The following is a 24,866-nucleotide window of genomic DNA, read 5'->3' as shown; positions in this document are numbered from 1 at the left end:
CGGTGGCGAGCTTCATCGTGCGACGAGTGCTGGGCATGATCGCCGTGCTGTTCGCGATCTCGGTGATCGTCTTCCTGATCTTCAACGTGATCCCGAACTCCGACCCAGCGGCGCGCATCGCGGGCAAGAACTCCAATCCCGCACTGATCGCGCGCGTCACCGCAGATCTCGGCCTCGACCGATCGCTTCCGGTGCAGTACCTGACGATGATGAAGAAGATCTTCACCGGTGAGCTGACGTCGTATGCGAGTTCCCAGAATGTCGTCGAGCAGATCTGGAAGGGATTGCCCGCAACGCTGTCGCTCTGTATCGGCGCCGCGGTGCTGTGGATGACGCTCGCCGTGGTGTTCGGCTACCTGTCGGCCGTGCACGCGGGTCGATTCACCGACCGGGCGCTGACAATCCTCTCGCTGGTCGGGATCTCGATGCCGGTGTTCTGGCTGGCCGCAATGCTGTTGTACTACTTGAGTTTCAAGGCGCAGTGGTTCCCGACGAGCAGTTACGTACCCCTGACCAAGAACCCCGCCGACTGGGCCTACCACCTGGTGTTGCCGTGGATCACGCTCGCCGTGCTGTTCGTGGGCTTCTACAGCCGGCTACTGCGCTCCAACATGCTCGACGTGATGAACGAGGATTACGTCCGCACCGCCCGCGCCAAGGGCGTCAGCGAGCGTCAGATCCGCATCAAGCACGTGCTCCGCAACTCCATGATCCCCGTCATCACGTTGTTCGGTCTGGACTTCGGGATGGTCGTCGGCGGCGGCGCGATCCTCACCGAGACCGTGTTCAACCTCAACGGCGTCGGCCTCTACGCCGGGCAGGCCATCGGCAGCCTCGATCTCCCGCCGCTGATCGGCGTAACCATGTTCGGCGCCTTCTTCATCGTGCTGTTCAACACCATCGTCGACGTCCTCTACGCGGTTCTGGACCCACGCATCCGACTCGGCGAGGCGGCCCCGGCATGATCCTCTCGGTTCGAGACCTCAATGTCAGCTTCGCCACCGACGGCGGTGTGGTGCGCGCGGTCGAGGGCGTCTCCTTCGACCTGGACAAGGGCGAAATCCTCGCCATCGTAGGAGAATCCGGTTCCGGCAAGAGCGTCACCGCGCAGACGTTGCTTGGTCTGACCCGTGCGCCCAACGCCACGATCACCGGGTCGGTCGAGTTCGACGGCAGTGGCCCAACTCAGGACCTCACGAAGCTCGACGACGACAAGCTGCGCGCCATCCGCGGCAAGCGCATCGCGATGATCTTCCAGGATCCGATGACGTCGCTGAACCCCGTCTACCGCGTCGGGGATCAGATCGTCGAGATGATCAGGGCGCATCGCAAGGTGTCCAAGCGCGAGGCGCTCGATAGCACCGTCGAACTCCTGCGCTCAGTCGGCATCCCCAATCCCGAACGCCGCGTGCGCGATTACCCGCACGAGTTCTCCGGAGGCATGCGCCAACGGGTGATGATCGCGATGGCGCTGTCGCTCGACCCCGACGTGCTGATCGCCGACGAACCCACGACTGCGCTCGACGTCACAGTGCAGGCTCAGATCCTGCGACTACTCGACCGGCTCAACCGGGAACGCGGGCTTGCGATCGTGCTGATCACCCACGACCTCGGCGTCGTCGCCGAACTCGCCGACCGCGTCGCGGTGATGTACGCGGGGCAGATAGTCGAGGACGCCAGCCTGGACGACATCTTCTACGACCCCCAGCATCCGTACACCTGGGGGCTGCTCGGATCCCTTGCCCGACTGGACCAACCGACGCCGGGGCGGCTGGCCCAGATCACCGGAATGCCGCCGTCACTGCTCACCCCGCCGACCGGATGTCGCTTCGCCCCGCGCTGCCCGCACGTGTTCGACAAGTGCGCAGAACCGCCGCCGCTGCGCGACGGTGACCGCTGCTGGCTCGAGCCTGAGCAGAAACGCGTGCTCCGCGATGTCGACGGTCGCATCGGGCTGCGAAAGGCGGTCAGCCCGTGAACCCGCTGCTCGAGGTCACCGATCTCGTCAAGCACTTCCCGATCAAGTCGGGCCTCGTGGTCGATCGCGAGGTCGGCCGCGTGCGCGCCGTCGACGGAGTCAGCCTCACCATCAACGAAGGCGAAACCCTAGGCCTGGTAGGCGAATCCGGCTGCGGCAAGTCGACGCTGTGCCGGACGATCCTGCAACTGACCGCACCTACCTCGGGCTCGGTGCGGTTCGCTGGCGAGGAACTGGTGGGCCGCTCCCGACGCCAGTTGCGGCCCATCCGACGTCAGGTCCAGATGATCTTCCAGGACCCCTACGCTTCGCTGAACCCACGCAAGCGCGTCGGCCAGATCATCGGCGAGCCCATGCAATTGCATGGGTTGGCCAGCGGCCGGGACGTCGGCAGGCGGGTTCAGGAGTTGCTCGACCGAGTCGGCCTTGCCCCCGAACACCGCGACCGCTATCCCCACGAGTTCTCCGGGGGCCAACGCCAGCGCATCGGCATCGCGAGAGCGCTTGCCCTGCAACCGAAGCTGATCATCGCCGACGAACCCGTGTCTGCCCTCGACGTCTCCGTACAGGCTCAGATCGTCAACCTGCTCAAGGACCTTCAGGACGAGATGGGGCTGTCCTATCTGTTCGTCGCACACGACCTCGGCGTGGTCCGACACGTGTCCGACCGCGTTGCGGTCATGTACCTGGGCCGGATCGTCGAAAGCGGTTCGGCGACTGACCTTTACCAGCATCCCTTGCACCCGTACTCCAACGCTCTGTTGTCGGCGGTGCCCATCCCCGACCCTAAGCTCAACACCGCACGCGAGCGACTCATCCTCGAAGGTGACCCGCCCAGTCCGATCGACCCGCCGTCGGGCTGCCACTTTCACACTCGCTGCCCGTGGACGACCGACGTGTGCGAGACCGACGATCCCGAGCTCCGCGAGCTCGAGGCCCAACACCTGGCGGCGTGCCACCATCCCCGCGATTAGTACGGGTACTGCGGCTGCTGATACGGATACTGGGGCTGCTGCTGGTATGGGTATTGCGGCTGCTGCTGATACGGATACTGCGGTGTCGGGGTCTGCGTGGCAGGCACCTGAATCGGGATGGGCACGGGTACGAACGGAACGGTGATGTAACTCGTCGTCATCGTGGGTGACGGCGTCGTCGTCTCCGTCGTGGTGGTTGTCGTCGTCGTTTCCGTCGTGGTGGTCGTGGTCGGCGGCGTCGTGGTCGTCGTCGTGGTGGTGGTGTGTGTCGGCGCGACCGTGGTGTGCGTCGTCGTCACCTCGACCGGTGGTGGTGGAGGTGGAGGCGGCGGCGCCTCGGTCACCGTGACGGTGCTCAACGGCTCCGGCGGCGGCGGTGGCGGCGGTGGTGGCGGCGCGACGGTGCTGGACGGGATCGACGGCGCGATCACTGGAACGGGGGTCGGGGTTGGCGGGCTGTTGTCCGTCGCGGTGGTCAGCACGATCGCGACCCCGCCGACGGCGAGCAGCACGGCGGCCACGGCAACCCCGAAGATCAACTGTGGCAAGCGCTGCCACGAACGGTGTTCATCGGCGTCCACCGGGTCGACGGCGGGCACGTACTGTGCGACCGCCCGCGTCGTGCCGGTGTCGTAGCCATACGCCGTCTCGTCCGTGAAGAGCAACGAGTCGTCGTCGTCGAAGTCCTCGGCCTGTGACCAGGCAAGCGCGCGGAACGTCGCCGAATCGGGCGCGGCGGCGTCGAACTCTCCAGTCGGGATCAGGTCTGCCGGGGCCACACCCGTCGCGGCCTCGGCGTCAAGGGTGTACGCCGCGACGATCGCGGCCCCCACGGCCGCGTCAAGGGCAGGCACCGGGCTCACCACCAGCGGCGTCTTCGTGTGCTCGGACACGCGCGCAGCGATCAGCGGAATGCGGGCCCCGCCTCCGACCATCGCCACCGTGGTCACGTCCGCCCACTGAATCCTGTTGCGTAGCAGCATGTCGTCCAATTCGGACAGCACGCCCGCCAACCCGGTGTCGACCAATGCCTCGAACTCCGGGCGCGTCACGTTGAACGTCGACGAGTACCCGGGCAGCTCGACGCCGACCTCCGTAGTGGTGGCCTCGGACAGTGCTTCCTTGGCCTGCCTGCAGTCCTCCCGCAGCTGGCTCAAGGATCCGACCGCCTGCGTGCCTGCCGGGTCGACCTCGCCGGCGTCGGCGATGCCCTCGAGCACCTTGGCAAGCAGCACCTGGTCCAGCCCGTCGCCGGAGAAGTCGGTATACCGGACCGTGTCGATGGGCTCGAAGTTGGCGGCCGCATCGGCCAGCGTGATGCTGGTACCCCCGCCGCCGAAGTCCAGCAGCGCGATGACACCCTGCCCGGGCAGGCCGGGGTTGACATGCAACGCAGTAAGGGCGGCCACGGCATCGGATACCAGCCGCGGCACCGCGCCGTTGGGGGCGAGGTTGGGCTTGTTGCGCATCGCGGTGCGCAGCGCGCGAAGGGTCGCGCCTGTCCAGTGCGCGGGGACGGCCACCGCCACGTGGGGCGTCGGTTCGTTGCCGACCATCGCGGTGATCGCCTCGACCACCAACTCGTCAGCGAGATGCGACGAGCCGTCGGCCGTGACTATCGGTACCGGGTCTCCGACGCGCTCGACGAAGCCGCTGACCGCCTCACCGGAAACGGTCAGCACGGAGCGCCGCATCACGGGTGGGTTGCCGACGCGAGCCGCCACTAGGTTGGTCGTCCCGATCGACAACCCCATTGGGTCGCTCATAACAGTGCCACGATAGCTCGGATCGCCGGGGCCATCGTTCAGACACTCCGTAGCGAACCTATCGAACAGCGTTCTCCCAGCTAGGTTTTGGAATTGACACCATGTCGCAACCATGCCGAGTCCGGCGGATTCCGCGACGGTCGAGTGCATCCGGCAACCAACCAGGCAGCGATTTGACGTATTCGTCACCGAAACCCGTGACCGACCCTATGCGGCGCCCCACCCTCGTGTTGCAATGTCCGAATGGGCGATTTCGAGGAGATTCAGCGAGTCAAGTACCGGTATCTACGTGCGCTCGACACGAAGCACTGGGACGAGTTCTCGGACACACTCACCGAGGACGTCATCGGCGACTACGGCGAGTCCCTCGGCGAGGAACACCACTTCACCGATCGCGCTTCACTCGTCGCGTTCATGCGCGAGTCGATGCCTGCCGACATGATCACCGAGCACCGCGTGACGCACCCCGAGATCGACGTCGACGGCGACGAAGCCACCGGGACCTGGTACCTGCAGGACAAGGTCATCGTCCCGAAGTACGACTTCATGTTGATTGGCGCGGGTTTCTATCACGACCGCTACCGGCGCACCGCGGACGGCTGGAAGATCAGCGTCACCGGCTACGACCGCACCTACGACGCCTCGATGTCGGTCGCGGCGCTCAACTTCAAGGTGAAAGCCGGTCGGGCCGTTCACATCTGACTAGTTGGCCTATTTGGCGACCGCGATCAACGCGCCAGGTCGCAGCCACTTGATGAGCTTGACCATCATGGCGTCGTCGATCGCCACGCACCCAGCCGTCGGTCCCCCGTCGGTGGTGTGAAGGAAGAATGCGCCGCCGTTGCCGGGGACGCGTTCCTTGTTGACACCCATCACCACGGCGTGCCGGTACTGCGGGATCTCGAGATTCTCCGTACCGCTGGCCGGATCGGTGTTGAACGGGCACTGCGACTTCTCGCACATCTGCATCGTGTTGTAGGTCGGGCTCTTCATGTCGCCGTCCCACCAGTGGTTCTTGCCCACCTGGACGTACTGCAGGCCGCCGCCCGGGTTGGGCGCGGTGCCGAACGCGAAGTCGAGCGAGAAGATGCCCATCGGGGTGAGCATCTGGCCGTCGTGCGTCTCGGGCGCCATGCCCGCCGACCCGACGTGCGCGGGGATGCCTGCAGCGACCGCCTGCCAGCCTGCCGCCGCGCGCTCGTACACGTCGACCTTGGCATCCGAACCGCCAACTCCGACAACCGAAATCACCTGAGTCGCATTGCCCACCTGATTGGCGAACCATGGAATGAGCTCGGCCCGAGCCACCGGGGCAACGGCAAACCACAGCACCGCTGTGCTCAGCAGAACCACCAGTCGGCGCACACTCCCATGGTCGAGGCGCGCATAGCTCCAGGTCAAGTAAAGGTTCAGCAACGATTCTCAGCCGACGGCTAGGTTGAAGCCCATGGACATCCTGCGACGCCGCCGGGGCATTCAGCAGATCGGCGAGGGTCTCGGGACCCTCGACCGGGAGATCTTCGAGGCGGTCGCGGAGTCGCCGAGCCCGCTGCTGGATGCCTTCATGCCCAAGCTCACGGCAGCCGCCGACCACTCCAAGCTGTGGTTGGCGATCGCGGCGGCCATCGCAGCAGCAGGTACTCCGTCGATGAAGCGCGGTGCGGCGCGTGGCGTGGCGACGCTGGCCGTCACCAGCCTGCTCACCAATCAAGTAGCCAAGCGCGTATGGAAACGCCCGCGGCCGAACTGGGCCCCGGTTCCGCTGGTGCGCCGTTCCCGCCGGATGCCGACGTCGAACTCGCTACCGTCGGGCCACTCGGCCAGCGCGGCCGCCTTCGCCGTCGCCGTCGGCCTCGAGAGCCCGCCACTCGGACTTGGGCTGGCCCTGCTCGCCGGCCTGGTCGGGCTGTCGCGGGTGGCCACCGGCGCGCACTATCCCGGCGACGTGTTCGCCGGGTTCGGCATCGGGGCCGCGGTGGCCGTCGTCGGCGGGCGCATCGTGCCGCCGATCGTCGAACCCCGGCTTCGCCCCGCGGAACCACTGCGCGTCGACACCCTGGCCCGACCCGACGGTGCGGGCGTGGTGCTCGTCATCAACCCGCGTTCGGGCAGCGGCACCGGGGCGCGGGTGCTCGACGAATTCCGCGAGGCGCTCCCGCAGGCCGAGGTCGTCGAACTCGGCGAAGACGACGACCTCCTTGAGCAGTTGCGCTCGGCCGCCGAGCGAGCCGAGGTGCTCGCCATCGGAGGCGGCGACGGCACGGTGTCGGCGGCGGCAGGCGTCGCACTCGACGCGGGCGTCCCGCTGGCCGTCTTTCCAGGGGGCACGTTCAACCACTTCGCCAAGGACATCGGCTGCGACACGGTCGCGAAGACGGTCGGCGCCATTCGCAACGGCACCGCGGCCTACGTCGATGCGATCCGACTCAACGAGACCGACACCGTCGTCAACACGGCCAGCATCGGCGCGTACCCAGCGTTCGTCCAAACCCGAGAGAAACTCGAGGGCAAGATCGGCAAGCCGCTCGCCGGGGCGTACGCGTTGTTCCACACGCTGCGCCGCGACGCACCGGTGCGAATCACCTACGACGACAAGACCTTGCAGACGTCGTTGTTCTTCATCGGCAACTCGGTGTACCTGCCGTCGGGATTCACGCCGTCACGCCGAACCCGGATGGACGACGGGCTCATCGACATCCGCATCCTCGAGACCGGGCGCAGGTTCAGCACGCTGAGGGTCGTGACGTCGCTGATGCTCGGCCGCCTGGTGCGCAGCCCGCTCTATCACGAGCTACAGGTGCCCGAGTTCAGCTTCGCCACGGTGGACGGACCCACGTCCATCGCTCACGACGGCGAAGTTGGAATCAGCTGCGAACAAGCAAGTTTCAAGGTCCACTACCGAGGGCTGCCGGTATTTCGGCCGTTGCCTTGACCCGCCAACCGACGACCAGCAGCAGGCACCCCACGAAGTAGACGTAGCCAAGCGCCCAGCCGGCTAGCACGTCGGACGGGTTGTGCACGTTGAGGATGACGCGCCCGATACCGACCCCAAGCACGATGACGACGCCCGCGCCGATCAGCCACCCCTGGTACGTCCGCCTCACCAAGGGCAGCGTCACGACGAGCAGCGCCAGCACCGCGACCATCGTGCCGAGCGCATGGCCGGACGGGAACGACGTCGAGGTTGCGGCCACCATCATCGTCGCGGGGCGTGGCCGGTTCGCCGCGGCCTTCGCCACCTCGGTGAGCACGGCACTCAACTCGACACTGACGAAGAGGAAGAGCGCAAGCCGTCGTTGACCCCGCATCAACGCCCAGACGATGAGGCCGAGCGTCAGCACCCGAAACGTCATCGGCGAGAACACCGTGCAGAAGACGTCCCACGAGGTGATCCAGCCCGGATGCGCCAGCCCAAACCGGTGCGTGACGGCCAGCGCGGCGTCATCGAAGGCCACCACCGGCTGCCACGGCATCGACCAGCCGAGCCACATCGATACGTACACCACCACGGCCAAGGCCAAGAGCCCGCCGAGCCAAGGTTTACGCAGGGTCACCTCTACACCTGTACCACCGGTCGCTGGAAGTTTGCATTTGACGCCCGCGTCAGCGTTCGCCTCGTGGCGTGAACACAACCGTCATACCGCAGTAACACCTCGAATCTAAGTTCCTCAAAGCGCGATTGCTATGCAGCGCAATCACAGCGAGAGGAATCCATGACTCAAGAACTGAATAAAGAACCGGTGGCCGAGGTGGAGATAGCCGACGACGCCACCCTCGACACCATGACCGCCACCAAGGAGACCTTGGAGGACTACACGTTGCGCTTCGCTCCGCGGAGCTATCGCAAGTGGTCGACACGGGTGGTTGGCATTTCGGCGCTCGGTGGAATCGCCTACCTGGCGGATTTCGCGATCGGCGCCAACATCGGCATCGCCTACGGCACGACCAACGCGCTGTGGGGCATCCTCATCTTCGCCGTCGTCGTCATGGCGACGGGCTTTCCAGTGGCCTATTACTCCGCCCGGTACAACATCGACCTCGACCTGGTCACCCGCGGCAGCGGCTTCGGGTATTACGGCTCGGTCGTCACCAACGTCATCTTCGCGACGTTCACCTTCATCTTCTTCGCGCTCGAGGGCTCGATCATGGCGCAAGGCTTGAAGCTGGGGCTCGGGATACCGGTGTGGCTCGGCTATGCGGCGTCGACGCTCGTCATCTTCCCGCTGGTGATCTACGGCATGAAAGTGCTTTCCACACTTCAAGTTTGGACGACACCACTGTGGCTCATCCTGATGGTGGCGCCGTTCGTCTACCTAGTCGTCAGCCATCCCGAATCCGTCGGCCAGTTCTTCGCCTACACCGGCAAGGACAACATCCAGGGCTTCGACCTCGGCTCCACCCTGCTTGCCGCCGGCGTGTGTCTGTCGCTGATCGCACAGATCGCCGAGCAGAACGACTACCTGCGTTTCATGCCGCCCAAGACGCCTGAGAACAAGCGCAGCTGGTGGACCTGGATGTTCCTGGCCGGACCCGGGTGGGTCATCTTCGGCGCCATCAAGCAGATCGTCGGACTCTTCCTGGCCGTGTATCTGATCGCCAACGTCGCCGAGAGCGCCGGAATCGCCAATCAGCCGGTGCACCAGTTCCTGGAGATCTACCAGAACTTCCTGCCGCCGTGGTTGGCCATGACGCTGGCCGTGTGCCTGGTGGTCATCAGCCAGATCAAGATCAACGTCACCAACGCGTACTCCGGCTCATTGGCGTGGACCAACTCGTTCACCCGCGTGACCAAGACGTACCCGGGTCGGCTGGTGTTCCTCGGCTTCAACCTGCTGATCGCGCTGATCCTGATGGAAGCGAACATGTTCGACTTCCTCAACACCATCCTCGGCTTCTACGCCAACTGCGGCATGGCCTGGGTGGTGGTGGTCGCGTCCGACATCGTGTTCAACAAGTACCTGTTGAAGCTGTCGCCGAAGCAGCCGGAGTTCCGGCGCGGAATGCTGTACAACTTCAACCCGGTCGGGTTCGGCTCGATGCTGATCGCGGCGGGCGTCTCGGTGCTGGCGTTCTTCGGAGGACTCGGCGAGGCCATCCGGCCGTACTCGCCGCTGGTCGCCATCGGACTGGCCCTGGTGCTCCCGCCGATCATCGCGATCGCGACCAAGGGCAAGTACTACCTGCGTCGCACCGACGACGGTATCGACCTGCCGATGTACGACGAGCATGGAAACCCGTCCGACGCGCACCTCAAATGTCATGTCTGCCATCACGATTACGAGCGGCCCGACATGATGAAGTCCACCAAGGAGGATTCCTACATCTGCTCGCTGTGTCTGAGCACGGACAAGACAGGCGAGTTCGTCCTGCCTGCACAGAAGTAAAAGCAACCGCGGGGCGGCCATAGTCGATACTCTTCGACTATGGCCGTCTTGCTGCGCAAGATGCTCGGCATCGGGAAGCTGCCCGATGACATGCGAGCCCAGATCGACGCCGAAGGACTCATTCACCTGACGGAGTTCGTCCCCGTGACGTTCAGATTCTCGGGGAAAGTGCCCGGCAAGACCGCCAAGGGCAACATCCGCAGTTACGTGGGGGCGCTGGCGCTGACTCAGCTGCGGGTGCTCGGGACGCTTTCCTCGGTGCCCAACAAGGCGGGCCGGGCCGTCGACCACCAGTGGAACCACGCGTCGGGCTCGATGGTGCAGGCCACGCTGGACGAGAGCGGTCTGACGCTGGACGTTCCGGATATCTCCGTGGTCGAACCCACCTTCGCCGGCTCGATGTCGCTGCACTTCAAGGCAGCGCTGCCGCCCGAGGTGTTGGCGCAGCTGCCGCAGCGTTCGTTCGCCTTCGACGCGCCCCCCAAGTTCGTCTATTCGGCGTGCGGGGTGCCCACCAAGTAAGACGGCCGCCCTCGCAGCTGCGGGACGGCCGTCCTATCGGTTACTCGTTACAGCGGAATCCAGACTCCGAAGAAGTAGAAACCCCAGCCGTTTTGGCCCTGATCCCAGATCGGCTGCTCGTTGTAGCCGAAGTAGTTCACCGGGCCCTGGTTCCAGACCCCTCCGGGTGGAGGGAACGGGCCGCCCCAGCCTGCACGAGGCGGTGCGCCCCAGCCCCACGGCGCGGCTCCATCGCCCCACGGCTGGCCGCGGAAGCCGCCGAATGCGTCATTGGGCCGCGGTCCGAAGTCGTGACCGTCACCGCGGAAGTCACCAGGACCGCCGGGGCCGCGGAAATCACCTGGGCCACCAGGCCCACCGGGCCCGCGGAAATCACCCGGGCCACCGGGACCACCGGGGCCGCGGTCGTGGAAGTCCTGGCCACCGGGGCCGCCGCCGGGGCCACCGCCGCGGAAGTCACCACCACCAGGAGGTCCACCGGGACCGCCGTGGCCGCCTCCAGGTCCGCCAGGACCAGGTCCCCCGCACTGTGGCGGCATGCAGCCGCCTCCGCCGCCTCCGCCTGGTTGCGCATTCGCGAGGCCAGAACCGGCCCCCATCAGGGCCATGCTCACGCCGCCTGCGAGAGCAACTCCCGCGACAGCTTTCTTGAGGTTCATCGTTTTCTCACTCCTTCTCCGGGAGCATTTTCACGATTTGTCCCGAGGACCCGACGCTAGCCAGCTTTGCTATGAGCCCGCTAAGCGCGCAGTGGAGATGCGCTGTGTAGCGCAAATGCAGTGATGCTTAACACTTTTCGCACGGCATTGCCCAGCATGCGAGCGCAGCTCGTTCGATCTTGTGTTTTCCAGCTCACATTGAGACGCGCGACGTGCCCTTATTCAAGATCACCGTCGACGTAGCACCAGCGCCCGACGCGGCGTTCGAAGCGGCTGCGCTCGTGCATCCGGCCGGGCTTTCCGCCGGATTCGAAGTGGGCGGTGAATTCCACTTGTCCCTGATCATCGTCGACGCCGCCGTCCACGGTGTCGTTCACCTCGAGGGCCGTCCAGACAATGCCGCCACCGGTGGCCACGTCGGCGGGACGTGTGCGCGGATGCCAGGTGCGGAACAGATAGTCAGACTCCCCCAGCGCGTAGGCCGCATACCTCGACCGCATCAACTCTTCGGCTGTGGCCGCGTGCCTTTCGCCGCGGTGCAACTGTCCACAGCAGGCGTCGAGGCCGGTTCCGCTGCCGCAGGGGCACGGCTGGCCGAACCCGCCGCTACTTAGTGACGGCACACGCGCGTGGGGCATCTACGAATTGTGCACCGCCACCTCGTCAGAACGGTGGTGGGGGGAATGCCTGGGCCTGGAGCTCGGTTCCACCGAACATGAGCCTAGACACCGGTGACGCCGGACAGTTCGGCCCGAACGCCCCCGGATATGCGTGGAAATCGCTGGCCGACGTCGATCCTGTCGAGCTCTTCCCGGGCGTCACGATGCAACCGCTTTGGCGAGGTGAAAATGGCGCCAAGGCCATCGTCACGACCATTGCGCCTGGTGCCGTATGGGGTGGTGAAGACCATCACAGTCCCGGACCCGAAGAGGTGTATGTCGTGTCCGGTGTCCTCAACGACGGCGTAAACGACTATCCCGCAGGCACGTTCCTGCACGCTCCGGCGGGGTCGTGGCATATCCCGCAATCGACGACAGGCTGCGTGTTGTTCCTTTTCTATCCCCAGGGGTAGGGCCGATTCACCAAGCCCACGAGTGCAACGGTTGCCGAATCGGCGTAGAACCTGTTCCGTGTATGAACAATGACCGACAACGTGTTGCTCGTGCACTGGCACGACCTCGGCCGCTACCTGGGCGCCTACGGGCACGCCGACGTCTCGAGCCCGCGGCTCGACCGGCTCGCAGACGAAGGCATCCTATTCACCAGGGCCCACGCCACCGCTCCGTTGTGTTCGCCGTCGCGAGGTTCACTCTTCACGGGGCGCTACCCCCAGAGCAACGGGCTCATCGGGCTGGCGCACCACGGCTGGGAGTACCGCGCCGGCGTGCAGACGTTGCCCGCGTTACTCGCCCAATCAGGTTGGCGAACCGCACTGTTCGGCATGCAACATGAAACGTCATTCCCCTCGCGGCTCGGCTTCGACGAGTACGACGTGTCCAACTCATACTGTGAATACGTCGTCGAGCGCGCCACCAAATGGCTCGAAGCGGCGCCCAGCCAGCCATTCCTGCTGACGGCCGGCTTCTTCGAGACCCACCGGCCGTATCCTCACGACCGGTACGAACCTGCGCAGGCGGACTCGGTATCGCTACCCGACTACCTCCCCGACACTCCTGAAGTCCGGCAGGATCTCGCCGACTTCTACGGGTCCATCACGGTGGCCGACGCGGCCGTCGGGCAACTGCTCGACACCCTGGAGTCGACCGGCCTCGACCGCACCACCTGGGTGGTGTTCCTGACCGACCACGGTCCCGCTCTTCCCAGAGCCAAGTCCACGCTGTACGAAGCGGGCACCGGCATCGCGCTCATCGTGCGACCGCCCACCGGAAGTGCCAGCGCCCCAAGGGTGTACGACGACCTCTTCAGCGGGGTTGATCTGCTGCCAACGTTGCTCGAACTGCTCGATGTGGCGATTCCCGAAGAGGTGCAGGGCATTTCACACGCTCCTCATCTGCGCACGCCGCAGCACAGCGACCGACCGGCGCGTACCGAGGTTTACACCACGAAGACGTATCACGATTCCTTCGATCCGATACGGGCCGTTCGCACAAAGGATTACAGCTATATCGAGAACTACGCGCCGCGACCCGTGCTGGACCTGCCGTGGGATATCGCCGACAGTGCCCCCGGCCAGGCGGTCGAACCGTTGACCCGCGGTCCCCGCCCGGCCCGCGAACTCTACGACCTCGACTCCGACCCCTCCGAGAGCGAGAACCTGCTGACCAACCCGACCGACAAGGCCGACGCCATCGCAGGCGAACTCGCGCTGCTGCTCGACGCTTGGCGCGTCAAGACCAACGACGTCATCCCGTCCGACTTCGCAGGAACCAGGATCGCCGAGCGCTACACGGACACCTACCTGAACATCCTGGCCCGGGAGCTTCCGAGCCGTTCGGCCATCGCCGTCGACCGCGGCGTGCACGACGACCTTCAGCAATAGTTCTGCTCGTGGTGAGCAGAATATCGCCCCTGCAAGGGGTTTCGGCACCGACTACGCTGCACCGCATGTCTGCCCCGACTGCGTACCTGGTGCTCGCGTCACAACGCAGCGGCAGCACGCTGCTCGTCGAGTCCCTGCGCGCCACCGGCGTGGCCGGTGAGCCACAGGAGTTCTTCCAGTACCTGCCGACCACCAGCCAGTCGCCGCAGCCCCGGCAGTGGTTCGAGGGCGTCGGCGACGAGTCCATTCTGCGCCTTCTCGACCCGCTGGACGAAGGCAAACCCGACATCGCGCCGTCCGAAATCTGGCGGGACTACATCCGCACCGTGGGACGCACGCCGAACGGCGTGTGGGGCGGCAAGCTGATGTGGAACCAGACGCCATTGCTGCTCGATCGCGCCGCGGGCCTGCCGAATCGCTCGGGGCCGGGTCTGCTCGCGGCCATCCGCGACGTCGTCGGCTCCGATCCCGTGTTGGTCCATGTGTACCGCCCCGACGTCATCTCACAGGCCGTTTCGTTCTGGCGGGCCGTGCAGACCCGGGTCTGGCGGGGCCGACCCGACCCCGTGCGAGATGCCCGCGCCGAGTACCACGCGGGCGCCATCGCACACGTGGTGACGATGTTGCGGGCGCAGGAGGAAGGGTGGCGGACGTGGTTCGCCGAAGAGCACATCACCCCCATCGACGTTTCGTATCCGGTGCTGTGGAGAAACCTCACCGAGGTGGTCGGCACGGTGCTCGAGGCGCTCGGGCTCGATCCGCGGCTGGCGCCGGAGCCTGTGCTCGAACGTCAAGCCGACCAACGCTCCGACGACTGGGTGGAGCGGTATCGCACTGATGCGGAAAAGGAGGGTCTGCCCCTATGACGGCTCCCACTGAGGATGCGACCCACGTCGAGGAACTGAGACTTCTCGAGGCCGAATCGGTCCACATCATTCGCGAGGTCGTCGCCGAATTGGAGCGACCCGTGCTGCTGTTCTCCGCAGGCAAGGACTCGATCGTGCTACTCCGGCTGGCGGAGAAGGCATTTCGGCCGTTTCCGCTCCCGTTTCCGGTGCTGCACGTCGACACCGGTCACAACTTCGATGAAGTCATCGAGTTCCGCAACCGTCGGCTCGACGAGCACGGCCACAAGCTGATCGTCGGATCCGTGCAGGAGTCCATCGACTCCGGCCGGGTGCCCGACCCCGGACCGGGCGCCTCTCGCAACCGCCAGCAGATCCGCACCCTGCTGGACGCCCTCGAGGCAGGCGGATTCGACGCGGCCTTCGGTGGAGCCCGCCGCGACGAGGAGCGCGCTCGAGCCAAGGAGCGCATCCTTTCCTTCCGCGACGAGTTCGGGCAGTGGGATCCCCGCGCGCAACGACCCGAGCCCTGGGCGCTCTACAACGGGCGGATCAGGAAGGGCGAGCAGGTTCGGGTGTTCCCGTTGTCGAACTGGACCGAGTTGGACATTTGGCGCTACATCGAATTGGAGGGCCTCGAACTGCCGTCCATCTACTTCGCCCACGAGCGCGAGGTCGTCGAACGCGACGGCATCCTGCTCGCGGTGTCCGAGTTCGTTCAGCCCGCGGACGGCGAGACCGCGGCAGTCGAGTGGGTGCGGTATCGCACGGTGGGCGACCTCACCATCACCGGCGCCGTTCGGTCGCACGCCACGGGCATCGAAGGCGTCATCTCCGAGATCTCTGCGGCCACGGTGTCCGAACGCGGCGAGACCCGAGCCGACGACCGCACCTCGGTGGCAGCCATGGAGGACCGCAAGCGTGAGGGATACTTCTGATGACGAGGCAGCTACTGCGCCTGGCCACTGCCGGCTCGGTGGACGACGGCAAGAGCACGTTGATCGGCCGGCTGATGCACGACACCGACAGCCTTCCGCTCGACCATCTCGAAGCCGTCACGGACGAGGCGGGCGTCGCCGACCTGGCCGCGCTCTCCGACGGACTGCGTGCTGAGCGCGAGCAGGGCATCACGATCGACGTGGCCTACCGGTTCTTCTCGACCGAACGCCGCAGCTACATCCTGGCCGACACCCCGGGCCATGAGCGCTACACCCGCAACATGTTCACCGGGGCGTCCAACGCTCATGTCGCGATCCTGTTGGTCGACGCCCGCGCGGGCGTGCTGCGCCAGACCCGCCGACACGCCAGAATCGCAAACCTGTTGGGCATCAAGCACTTCGTGGCCACCGTGAACAAGATCGACCTCATCGACTTCGACAAGGGCCGGTTCGACGAGGTCGCTTCGGAGCTTCAGCAGATGGCCGCCAGGCTCGGCGGCGCCGAGTTGACGGTGATCCCGATCGCGGCCAAACACGGCGACAACGTCGTGCATGGATCGGACAACACCCCGTGGTACGACGGCCCCACGCTGCTGGAGTACCTCGAGGGCATCGAACTGTCGGCACCCCAGCCCGAGCCGAGCAAGTTGCGGTTGCCCATCCAGTGGGTCTCCCGCCCAACCTCCGACCAACGGCGCCGCTATACCGGGCGGCTCGCCGCGGGCACCGTGAGCGTTGGCGACCCGATCGTGTCGCTGCCCGCGGGTACCCGCTCGACGGTTACCGCTGTCGACACCCTGGATGCCGAACGTACGACGGCCGTTGCGCCGCTGTCGGTTTCGATCGAGCTCGCCGACGACATCGACGTCGGCCGTGGCGACGTGTTCGTCAGCGGCGCCGAAGACGCCACGCCGCCGGTGCTCGCCCGCGAGCTCGACGCCACGGTGTGCTGGTTCGCCGAGACTCCACTGCGCGCCGGCGACAGGGTCGCACTGAAGCAGACGTCCAAGACCGTGCGCGCCACAGTGCAGGCCCTGCACACCCGGCTGGATCCCGAGACGCTCGACGAGCTCGACAACCCAGTCGAGTTGACGCTCAACGACATCGGCCTGGTGACGCTGCGCACCAGCTCGGTGGTGGTGGCTGACTCCTACACCGAGAACCGCGACACCGGCGCGTTCATCCTGATCGACGAGACGTCGAACGACACCATCGCCGCCGGCACCATCGTCGAACCGCGCGAGGTAATTCCCGGCGCGCAGACCCGCAACGACATCCGTTGGCACCCTTCGGCACTGGACCGCGAGCACCGCGCGAAGGCCACTAGTCAGCGGGGCGCCACCATCTGGTTCACCGGGCTGCCCGCGTCGGGCAAGTCCACCGTCGCCGTCGCCGTCGAACGTGCGCTGGTCGAATCCGGTGACGTCGCATACCTGCTCGACGGCGACAACATCAGGCACGGATTGTCAGACGACCTCGGCTTCTCGCCAGGCGATCGCGCGGAGAACATCAGGCGGGTGGGCCACCTCACCCGACTCTTCGCCGACGCCGGAGTGGTGGCGCTGGCCTCGCTGGTGTCCCCGCTGAAGTCCGACAGGGAGATCGCCCGCGCGCTCAACGACGCGGCGAAGTTGCCCTTCATCGAGGTGCACATCGCGACGTCGTTGGCGGAGTGCGAGAAGCGGGATCCCAAGGGGCTCTACGCGCGTGCCCGCGCCGGTGAACTGAAGGGCCTCACCGGCGTGGACGCCCCGTACGAGGCACCGGAGAACCCGGACCTGGTACTGGACACCACGGGCGCCGACATCGACGACCTCGTCGCGCAGGTGATCGCGCTGCTCAACGAACGGCGTCAGCCGCCGACCTGAGCGACGACGAAGATACGCCGGAACGGGAAGAACGTCGTGCCGTCCACCCGGACCGGATACGCGTCGGCCAGCACCGGGATGATCGCCTCCCGATAACGTTGCCACTCCTCGGAGGACAGCCGGCTCTTCACCTGGGTCAGGGCGGTGCCGGTGATCCAGTCCAGCACCGGGGTCTCCCCCGTCAGCTGATGGATGTACGTGGTTTCCCACGCGTCGACGGCGCACCCGGCGTCGGTGAGGATGTCCGCATATTGGCTGGGCGTCTTCACCTGGTCTGCTTCCCGCCAAGGCATGTCCCGCAACGGTTCCGCGAACTCTGCGCGGCGGGCGACCTCGCGCACCGCCTCGTGCGAGGGGGCGTCGAAGTTACCGGGCACCTGCATGGCGATCCACGCCCCCTTGGGTAGCGTCTTGGCCCAACTCGCCAGCAGTGCAGCATGTTCGGGCACCCACTGCAGCGCGGCGTTCGATAGGACGACGTCGGTGTCCGGCTTCGGCGACCAGTCGTCGATGCCGCCGACGACGGCGTCGAGTCCGCGCTGCTTCGCGGCCGCGACCATTTCGGGCGAGCTGTCGACCGCTTCGATCACCGCATCCGGCCACCGCTGAGCCAGAGTGACGGTCAAGTTGCCCGGCCCGCAGCCCAGGTCGACGATCCGCCGTGGCGCCTCCGCACCGACCCGCGACAGCAGGTCGAAGAACGGCCGCCCGCGGTGGTCTGCGAAGGCCAAGTAGACGTCTGGGTTCCACATGAGACCATCCTCTCTGATGATGGACGAATCAACGAACGTACGTGGAATCTGGGAAGCGCTGGGGCTGCCCGGCCTCGTCGACGTGCATACGCACTTCATGCCCAAACGCGTCATGGACAAGGTGTGGCAGTACTTCGACGCGGCGGGTCCGCTCGTCGGACGCACGTGGCCGGTGACCTACCGCACCGACGAGGCCCAGCGGCTGACCCTCCTGCGCAGCTTCGGCGTGCGGGCCTTCACGTCGCTGGTCTATCCGCACAAGCCGGCGATGGCGGAGTGGCTGAATCAATGGGCGGCGCAGTTCGCGGCGGACACCCCGGACTGCCTTGCCACCGCGACGTTCTACCCGGAGCCGGGCGCGGAGCACTACGTCGCCGCCGCCATCGATGCAGGCACCCGTGTGTTCAAGGCGCACGTGCAGGTCGGCGGCTACGACCCGACCGATCCGCTGCTGGACGGGGTGTGGGGGATGCTCGCTGACGCCAGGATCCCCGTCGTCACCCACTGCGGATCCGGTCCAGAGCCGGGCGTGCACACCGGCCCCGACCCCATCCGCGCCGTGCTGGCCCGACACCCCACGTTGCGGATGATCGTCGCGCACATGGGCATGCCCGAGTACGTCGACTTCCTCGACCTCTGCGAGCGGTATGACGACGTGTACCTGGACACCACGATGGCCTTCACCCCGTTCACCGAGGAACTGATGCCATTCCCGCGAAAGGCGTATCCGCGGCTGCTCGACATGTCCGACCGCATCCTGTTCGGAAGCGACTTCCCCAACATCCCCTACGGCTATCTCGATGCGCTGACGGTGCTGACCAGGCTCGACGGCATCGACGACGCGTGGCTACGCGGTGTGCTGCACGACAATGGGGCGCGGCTTTTCGGGTTGAGCTGACTGGCGGCGCGTTAGCATCGGCCGTGACCAGTTCGCCCGTGGATCCGCCCATCCCCGTGCCCGACGTCTCCGGAGCCGATGCGACTCTCGGCGGCCTCCCTCGGCGAGCCGACCTCACATTCCAGCAGCGGTTGATCGTCGACGCCTCGGCCGCGGCCGATCTCGGCCTCCGGACGGCCGTCGCCTCGCTCGTCGGCGCCGCGATGCTGCCGACGGTGGCAGGTGCCGTGTTGCGTCCGTCGGACTCCCGAGCCGAGCGAGAAGCGTTGGGGTTCTATGCCGAACTGGGAAAGGCACAGGATCCGGTGCTGTCATTCCCCGCACCTATCGAGCCGCCACGTGTGACGTCGCGGCCTGCGAACCCGGTGGCGGAGTGGGTGGCACACGGCCGGGTGCGCAACATCAAGTTCACGAGCAGCTTCGAGGCCATCAACCCGGCCTTGCGCGAACGGCGAAAGGGATACCAGCGCAACAACGTCGTACACGCCCAACACTGGACGCATGACGACGGTCCGCACCCCACGCTGTGTGTCATCCACGGGTTCATGGGGTCGCCGTATCTGTTCAACGGCCTGTTCTTCTCACTGCCCTGGTTCTACCGTTCGGGCTACGACATCCTGCTCTACACGCTGCCCTTTCACGGCAGCCGGGCCGAAAAGCATTCTCCCTTCAGTGGTTACGGCTACTTTGCCGACGGCTTCGCGGGCTTTGCGGAGGCCATGGCGCAGGCCGTGCACGACTTCCGTTCGGTGCTCGACTATCTCGAGTACACCGGGGTCGACCGCATCGCGTTGACGGGTATGTCGCTCGGCGGCTACACCTCGGCGCTGATCGCCGGTGTCGACGACCGCATCCAGGCCGTCATACCCAATGTTCCTGTCGTAGACCCGGAGTCGCTGTTCGACGACTGGTTCCCGGCCAACCTGCTGGTGAAGCTCGGCAACCGGGTCACCGGAACCGATCGCACGCTTTCCGCGGCCGCATCGGCGTACCACTCCCCGCTGAACTACGCGCCTCTGGTGCCCAAGGACCGCAGGCTGATCATCGCGGGGCTCGGCGACCGGCTCGCGCCGCCCGAGCAGGCCGAGGCGTTGTGGAAGCACTGGGACCACTGCGCATTCCACTGGTTTCCCGGCAATCACGTGCTCCACGTCAGCCAACCGGACTACCTACGCAGGATGACTCGGTTCATGGGCGACTTCATGTTCGACTGACGGCCAGCCGAGCTGATCAAGCAGCCTGGCCCCTAATGGGCTCGCGTTAAGCCCGAGCCTGTGCACGGAGCGCGGGTCAAGGGCGGCCAGCAGCGGACGTTGGACGCCGCGTTGCGCGACGAGGCCGGGTACGGGCAGCTTCTTGAGCGGCTCTTGCGTCCGAAACGCGCACGCGGCCGCCACGGTCGGGTGTGCCGACGAGCCGCTGAACTCCAATGCCGTCCAGGTGTGCGCCTGCTGCGCCCGCGCCTCACCGATGCGCTCGGTGAAGCTTTCGTCGACGGGGAGGCCGTAAGCCGTCAGGTAGCCGACGTCGTCGCGGAACCGGCTCCACGACTCCTTGCCTGACCCGTTGAGCGGCGCGGCGGCATCGTCCACGATGGTGGCCTCGAGCCCCAGTTCGCGCAGGTGGTCCGCCAGCCGCCGCCCCACGACCTCGGCGGTGTCGGACAACGGTAGCTCCGGCGAACGGGCCGCCAACGCAGCCAGGTTGTCGCCGGCGTCCAGGGTGATGCCGATCCACGTCGCGCGCGTGTCGCCGTCGGCGAGACTGGTCACTCGAATCTTGTTGCAGCGCACCCCGAACCGGTCGACATAGCTTGCTACGACGGGCAACGGCAGGCCGACACGGGCGGGGTCGGCGACCTGCATTAGAACGGTCACCTGACTGGTCGGCCGGAGTTTGGGCTTGGAGTGGTTGCGCCGCCACACCGCAACCCGTCGCCGTATCATCGTCGTGACGAACAGCCCACGCCACCAGGCGAATACAGCGAGCACGACGACCACCGCCCCGCCAAGCACCCAGCGCTCAGTGAGCGACTGCCACGGATGGGCCAACGTCGCGAGGACGATGGCCGACAGGGCCAACGCGATTCGGATGGTCACTGGGTCCGTTCCTTTCGTCGGTACGCGGCCACGGCGGCCACCAGCGCGGCGGCCAAGGCCAGCACACCCGTGCCTGCGAGTGCGATCGTGCGCGGGGTGGTGTCCTTGGGTTTTGGCGCCGCGGGTGCGGCGAGCTGCTTCGATTCGGGTGCCTGCTCCCCGGCACCTTGTCCGGCTGCCCAAGTGAGCGCGGCGACGGGATCGACGGGGCCAGCTCCGATCAGGTTCGACGGCGCTCTGGCCGCGCCCTGCGCGCTTGCGGTCAGCCGTTGCACCACCTGCTCGGCCTTGAGTTCAGGAAATCGACTGCGCACCAACGTAGCCACGCCGGACACATAGGCGGCGGCGAAGCTCGATCCGCGGATCGGGAACAGGTCACCCCGATCGTTGGGCAGCGCGTTGGACAGACCGCCGCCGTCGGAGTTGCCGACGGACGCGATGTTCTCGCCTGGCGCAGCGATGCCGACCCACGGTCCCGCCATCGTGAATCCCGATGGCCCGCCGGTCGTGGTCAGCGACCCCACCGACAGCACATAGGGCTGCCAAGAGGACGGGATCGACACCGACGTCACCCCCGCCCAGTTGCGCGGGTCATCCGGCCGCCCTGGATCGGAAGGCGGGTTCGACGGACACGCTGAGCCCGGGTTGAGTCCTGCGCTGTTGTTGCCTGCCGCGGCGACGATCACCGCGTCCTTGTCGACGGCGGCATACCGCAGTGCCGCACCTAGTTCGGTCTGGTCGACGGTCTGGTCGGCCGCGAGGCACGTGACCGCCGAGATGTTGATGACACGCGCACCGAGGTCGGCGGCCCGCACGACTGCCCTCGCCAGCGTGGCGACGTCCAAGGCCGCGCGCGCTGTGGCCTGATCCTCGCCCGAACTGCGTGACGCAAAGCGCGCGGACGTCGAGCGGATCGACAACACCCTGGCATTGGGAGCGACGCCGGAGAAGCCGTCAGCCCCAGGCTGACCCGCGATGAGCCCGGCCACCAACGTGCCGTGCCCGTCGCAGTCGGAGAGCCCGTCGGTCGATTCGACGAAGTCGCCACCGGGGTCGACGTTCGGCAGCCGCGGACCCGGCCGAACGCCGGTGTCGATGACCGCGACCAGCTGCCCATCCCCGCGGCTGTACTGCCAGGCGCCAGCGAGGTTGAGCATCAACTGATTTGGATTGACCGCACCGGGATCGCTGCCGGGTAGCACCACACTGGTGACGCACGGGGAACGCTGCGTCATCGGCTGCACCGGCCCTGCATTGCCCGACGGCGGGGCGACTGCAGCGTCGACCTGCGGCGGGGTGATCGCCTCTGCGGCGGGACAACCCACGGCCGCGACGGTGAGTGTCACCGTCACCGCCGCGAGACCGGACTGCAGCCTGGCGTACGTCACCTGTTCAAGACCAAGGCGAACAGACCGACGAGATAGGCCAGCACGGGAATCAGCGACGCGTCGACGGCCGAGGCAAGGAATCCGACCAGTCGCCGGACCGGAAGCGAATACGTGTCAGGCGACGCCACGCTTCCGAACAGTGCGGCGATGACCCACACGACGGCCAGCCCGCCAAGGGCCAACAGCGCGAACCAGGCCGCGGACAAACGCCCGTCGACGACGAACACCGCCAGCAACCCTAGGGCCGAGAGCGCGGGCTGGCTGAGCAGCCAGGCCTTGCACGGGGCGGAATCCCACACCCTAGCCCGCAGCGCCCACCCCAGCCCGACCGCGCCCACCACGTACCACACCCACGGCGAAACAGTGTGTGGCGCAGCCAGTATCAACACGCCAGCGGTCGCCACCAGTACACCGCCTGCGATGAACCCGGTCTGGTGCGAGTCGCTGATCCGAACCCGCCGCGGGAGGTCCTCGAGCACCCGGATCGACGGGGCCGACGGCGTGGGGTCGCCTGGTGCGGGAAGCACCGGAGCGGGGAACCGCGCCCACAGCGCGGACAGCTGCGCGGCCGAGACGGTGACCAGCAGGGCCAGCACCACCAACACACTTCCTACGACGACGGTGTCGAGCGTCCAGATGGCGGCGGCCACCGCAGCGATCAGGGTGGCACCGCCGACGACGGCAGCGGCCGTGAAGACCGCTATCGCCCGCTCCGCCACGGTGATGCTGACGATGGACCACGCCGTCACGCCTGCCGCCGCAAGCAGCAACTGCGACGCGCCGAATTCCCCTGGGATGGCCAACGCCAAGGCCGCCGCGATCGGAACCAGCGCCGTCACCGACAACGCCGTCGCGAGCTGGGTCTTGCGCACCGACAGCGCGGCGAGCATGGCGACCAATGCAATGACGCCCGCGGCGACCAGCCCCGCATTGCCGCCGGTCGCGGCGCGGTGCACCACGGCCAGCACGGTGGTCAGCAGGATCAGTCCAATGACCGCGACGCTGGCCCCACGTTCGAGGTGCGAAGCACCCCAGGGCTTTTCGCGCGCTGCGGAGAAGATCATCGCGGCGTCGCCGATGTCCTCGACGATGCGCGGGGCAGGCGGTCCGACCGGAACCGGCTGCAGCGCAAGGAGGTCGCCGTCGACCACGCCGACGGTGTCAAGGGTGGCGTCGAGGCTGAACGGAGCCCCGCCGACCGGGGCCAGCGACAGCGCGACTGGCGGCGAGTCGTCGGCATCCTCGTTCGGCGGCATTGCCATCCGACGCACGGCGGGCAGCAGTTCCCGCAGCGGCAGTTCGGTCGGCAGCGCCATGTCGGTCACCCGGCCGCCCTTGGCATGGTCTGGCCCGCCTGCGGCCAGCACGGCGATGCGGACGATCGGCATCGCCGCCAACGACGCCGCCCTCAAAGACGTGGTGCCGGTCAATTGACTGTCTGTCGACATTGCTGCTGTTCCGTTCTCTCTTCGAAGTCTCGGGTGAGGTGTGACCGCGGGAACCAAGGCCCGTCGGGAAGCGTCCCGGTGAGCCGCTCGATCGCGGCGGCGATCGCCAGTGGCGTGCCAGAGCTGAAGGTGGACAACACTTCCCCGTCGAACGCCTTCGCAGGCGCGACGAGCATCCGGCCCGCCGACGTATCGACGATGCTGACCCCGACCTCGGTGCTCACGCGGTGACCGTCACGGTGGTCACCCGCGACGATCTCGACGTAGGTGCGGTCCGCCGCAAAGGCGGCCTCCACCACGGGGCGCGCGGTCTGCGGGATGCCGAGGAAGTCGACAACGTCCACGAGCGCGGCCCCGCTGCGCAACTGCTCATCGGCACGTGCGCCCAGCCGCGTCGGGATGGTGAACTCCTCGAAGCGCGCGGGTGCGCGTCCGGACAGGCCCGCGGTCAGGATCGGGACGAGCGCCTGCGGGTGGTCGACGGCCAGCGCCGAGAACGTGACCAGGGCGCCGTTGCGCAGCGCCACCACCGTCGAGTCCCCGCGCCGCCCGACGAAGCCGCGCAGCAGGTTTCCCGAACCACTGACGAAGCGGAGTTCGAGCCAGCGCCGAGCCCGGCAGGTCGTCGTGATCCATTGGCGCACGGCGGGATTGACGACCCCGTCGCCCGACATCACACCCAGCTCCTCGAGCTCGGCGGCCCGCTCGGCCTCGAAGGCCGACTTGGCGGCCGCCTCGTGATAGGCGGGCGTGATGGCGAGCACCCAGGGAAAGCTCCCCGCGCTCACCGTGTCTGCGATGAACCAGGCCTGCTCGGCGGTCAGCTCGACGGCGTTAGCGACCACTG

24 protein-coding genes are annotated in these 24,866 nt (G+C 66.7%); 14 read left to right on the top strand and 10 right to left on the bottom strand.

Going from position 1 to position 24,866, the window contains the following annotated elements:
• Positions 1–2 precede the first annotated feature (2 nt).
• Genes SLQ30_RS06785 through SLQ30_RS06775 form a run of 3 tightly spaced genes read left to right on the top strand, consistent with a single transcriptional unit; the run spans position 3 to position 2,952 of the window.
• Positions 3–965, top strand: coding sequence for an ABC transporter permease (locus SLQ30_RS06785; RefSeq protein WP_319447336.1), 963 nt, complete (start codon positions 3–5; stop codon positions 963–965).
• Positions 962–1,978: an ABC transporter ATP-binding protein gene (locus SLQ30_RS06780; RefSeq protein WP_319447337.1), complete on the top strand. Its 1,017-nt coding sequence runs from the start codon at positions 962–964 to the stop codon at positions 1,976–1,978. Before SLQ30_RS06785 ends, SLQ30_RS06780 begins: the two co-directional genes overlap by 4 nt.
• Positions 1,975–2,952, top strand: coding sequence for a dipeptide ABC transporter ATP-binding protein (locus SLQ30_RS06775; RefSeq protein WP_319447338.1), 978 nt, complete (start codon positions 1,975–1,977; stop codon positions 2,950–2,952). The genes SLQ30_RS06780 and SLQ30_RS06775 overlap by 4 nt, the downstream gene beginning before the upstream one ends.
• Here the strand turns inward: SLQ30_RS06775 and SLQ30_RS06770 are convergent.
• The gene (locus SLQ30_RS06770) at positions 2,949–4,718 is read right to left on the bottom strand and encodes an Hsp70 family protein (RefSeq protein WP_319447339.1); all 1,770 of its coding nucleotides are present in this window, start codon (positions 4,716–4,718) and stop codon (positions 2,949–2,951) included. The genes SLQ30_RS06775 and SLQ30_RS06770 overlap by 4 nt on opposite strands.
• 243 nt (positions 4,719–4,961) lie before the next feature.
• On the opposite strand from SLQ30_RS06770, the gene SLQ30_RS06765 reads away from it, so the two are divergent.
• Positions 4,962–5,420, top strand: a complete 459-nt coding sequence (locus tag SLQ30_RS06765; protein WP_319447340.1) for a nuclear transport factor 2 family protein — start codon at positions 4,962–4,964, stop codon at positions 5,418–5,420.
• 9 nt (positions 5,421–5,429) lie between these two features.
• Here SLQ30_RS06765 and SLQ30_RS06760 read toward each other — a convergent pair whose 3' ends face one another.
• Positions 5,430–6,083, bottom strand: coding sequence for a L,D-transpeptidase family protein (locus SLQ30_RS06760; protein WP_319447341.1), 654 nt, complete (start codon positions 6,081–6,083; stop codon positions 5,430–5,432).
• 82 nt (positions 6,084–6,165) lie between these two features.
• Between SLQ30_RS06760 and SLQ30_RS06755 the strand changes: the two genes are divergently transcribed.
• On the top strand, positions 6,166–7,650 hold the full coding sequence (locus SLQ30_RS06755) for a bifunctional phosphatase PAP2/diacylglycerol kinase family protein (protein ID WP_319447342.1): 1,485 nt from the start codon (positions 6,166–6,168) through the stop codon (positions 7,648–7,650).
• Here the strand turns inward: SLQ30_RS06755 and SLQ30_RS06750 are convergent.
• Positions 7,604–8,209 carry a phosphatase PAP2 family protein gene (locus SLQ30_RS06750; RefSeq protein WP_319447660.1) on the bottom strand — a complete coding sequence of 202 codons (606 nt, stop codon included), beginning with the start codon at positions 8,207–8,209 and terminating at the stop codon, positions 7,604–7,606. The genes SLQ30_RS06755 and SLQ30_RS06750 overlap by 47 nt on opposite strands.
• A gap of 291 nt (positions 8,210–8,500) precedes the next feature.
• Between SLQ30_RS06750 and SLQ30_RS06745 the strand changes: the two genes are divergently transcribed.
• Both SLQ30_RS06745 and SLQ30_RS06740 read left to right on the top strand, forming a co-directional pair.
• Positions 8,501–10,102: a hypothetical protein gene (locus SLQ30_RS06745; protein WP_319447661.1), complete on the top strand. Its 1,602-nt coding sequence runs from the start codon at positions 8,501–8,503 to the stop codon at positions 10,100–10,102.
• A 39-nt stretch (positions 10,103–10,141) separates the two neighbouring features.
• Entirely contained in the window at positions 10,142–10,624 is a 483-nt protein-coding gene (locus tag SLQ30_RS06740; protein WP_319447343.1) for a hypothetical protein, read from the top strand.
• Positions 10,625–10,671: 47 nt separating this feature from the next.
• Here the strand turns inward: SLQ30_RS06740 and SLQ30_RS06735 are convergent, their stop codons facing one another.
• Positions 10,672–11,283, bottom strand: coding sequence for a chitin-binding protein (locus SLQ30_RS06735; protein WP_319447344.1), 612 nt, complete (start codon positions 11,281–11,283; stop codon positions 10,672–10,674).
• Between the two features lie 218 nt (positions 11,284–11,501).
• Positions 11,502–11,921, bottom strand: a complete 420-nt coding sequence (locus tag SLQ30_RS06730; RefSeq protein WP_319447345.1) for a YchJ family protein — start codon at positions 11,919–11,921, stop codon at positions 11,502–11,504.
• Between the two features lie 77 nt (positions 11,922–11,998).
• On the opposite strand from SLQ30_RS06730, the gene SLQ30_RS06725 reads away from it, so the two are divergent.
• The 5 genes from SLQ30_RS06725 to cysC all read left to right on the top strand — a co-directional run bounded on the left by SLQ30_RS06725 (position 11,999) and on the right by cysC (position 17,434).
• Positions 11,999–12,355 carry a cupin domain-containing protein gene (locus SLQ30_RS06725; RefSeq protein WP_319447346.1) on the top strand — a complete coding sequence of 119 codons (357 nt, stop codon included), beginning with the start codon at positions 11,999–12,001 and terminating at the stop codon, positions 12,353–12,355.
• 69 nt (positions 12,356–12,424) lie between these two features.
• Positions 12,425–13,783 (top strand): sulfatase, encoded by a 1,359-nt coding sequence (locus SLQ30_RS06720; RefSeq protein WP_319447347.1) that lies wholly within the window; start codon positions 12,425–12,427, stop codon positions 13,781–13,783.
• Between the two features lie 65 nt (positions 13,784–13,848).
• Positions 13,849–14,649 carry a trehalose 2-sulfotransferase gene (gene stf0, locus SLQ30_RS06715; protein WP_319447348.1) on the top strand — a complete coding sequence of 267 codons (801 nt, stop codon included), beginning with the start codon at positions 13,849–13,851 and terminating at the stop codon, positions 14,647–14,649.
• Positions 14,646–15,566 (top strand): sulfate adenylyltransferase subunit CysD, encoded by a 921-nt coding sequence (gene cysD / locus SLQ30_RS06710; RefSeq protein WP_319447349.1) that lies wholly within the window; start codon positions 14,646–14,648, stop codon positions 15,564–15,566. The genes stf0 and cysD overlap by 4 nt, the downstream gene beginning before the upstream one ends.
• Positions 15,566–17,434 (top strand): adenylyl-sulfate kinase, encoded by a 1,869-nt coding sequence (gene cysC / locus SLQ30_RS06705; protein WP_319447350.1) that lies wholly within the window; start codon positions 15,566–15,568, stop codon positions 17,432–17,434. The genes cysD and cysC overlap by 1 nt, the downstream gene beginning before the upstream one ends.
• Here the strand turns inward: cysC and SLQ30_RS06700 are convergent.
• Positions 17,419–18,186 carry a trans-aconitate 2-methyltransferase gene (locus SLQ30_RS06700; RefSeq protein ID WP_319447351.1) on the bottom strand — a complete coding sequence of 256 codons (768 nt, stop codon included), beginning with the start codon at positions 18,184–18,186 and terminating at the stop codon, positions 17,419–17,421. The genes cysC and SLQ30_RS06700 overlap by 16 nt on opposite strands.
• A gap of 19 nt (positions 18,187–18,205) precedes the next feature.
• Between SLQ30_RS06700 and SLQ30_RS06695 the strand changes: the two genes are divergently transcribed.
• Together SLQ30_RS06695 and SLQ30_RS06690 are read left to right on the top strand one after the other, a co-directional pair.
• Positions 18,206–19,084, top strand: a complete 879-nt coding sequence (locus tag SLQ30_RS06695) for an amidohydrolase family protein (RefSeq protein WP_319447352.1) — start codon at positions 18,206–18,208, stop codon at positions 19,082–19,084.
• 23 nt (positions 19,085–19,107) lie between these two features.
• Positions 19,108–20,298, top strand: a complete 1,191-nt coding sequence (locus tag SLQ30_RS06690; RefSeq protein ID WP_319447353.1) for an alpha/beta hydrolase family protein — start codon at positions 19,108–19,110, stop codon at positions 20,296–20,298.
• Here the strand turns inward: SLQ30_RS06690 and eccE are convergent.
• The 4 genes from eccE to SLQ30_RS06670 are packed head-to-tail and all read right to left on the bottom strand — an operon-like array spanning position 20,254 to position 24,864.
• Positions 20,254–21,183 (bottom strand): type VII secretion protein EccE, encoded by a 930-nt coding sequence (eccE, locus tag SLQ30_RS06685; RefSeq protein ID WP_319447354.1) that lies wholly within the window; start codon positions 21,181–21,183, stop codon positions 20,254–20,256. The genes SLQ30_RS06690 and eccE overlap by 45 nt on opposite strands.
• Positions 21,180–22,571, bottom strand: coding sequence for a type VII secretion-associated serine protease mycosin (gene mycP, locus SLQ30_RS06680; protein ID WP_413467940.1), 1,392 nt, complete (start codon positions 22,569–22,571; stop codon positions 21,180–21,182). The genes eccE and mycP overlap by 4 nt, the downstream gene beginning before the upstream one ends.
• The gene (eccD, locus tag SLQ30_RS06675) at positions 22,568–24,019 is read right to left on the bottom strand and encodes a type VII secretion integral membrane protein EccD (RefSeq protein ID WP_319447355.1); all 1,452 of its coding nucleotides are present in this window, start codon (positions 24,017–24,019) and stop codon (positions 22,568–22,570) included. The genes mycP and eccD overlap by 4 nt, the downstream gene beginning before the upstream one ends.
• On the bottom strand, positions 23,998–24,864 hold the full coding sequence (locus tag SLQ30_RS06670) for an ESX secretion-associated protein EspG (RefSeq protein WP_319447356.1): 867 nt from the start codon (positions 24,862–24,864) through the stop codon (positions 23,998–24,000). The genes eccD and SLQ30_RS06670 overlap by 22 nt, the downstream gene beginning before the upstream one ends.
• Positions 24,865–24,866 lie beyond the last annotated feature (2 nt).

This window comes from Mycobacterium sp. RTGN4, from assembly GCF_033804635.1.
In the GTDB taxonomy this organism is placed as follows: Bacteria; Actinomycetota; Actinomycetes; order Mycobacteriales; family Mycobacteriaceae; genus Mycobacterium.
The sequence above is the reverse complement of the archived record's forward strand: the minus strand, read 5'-3'. Positions and strand labels throughout refer to the sequence as shown.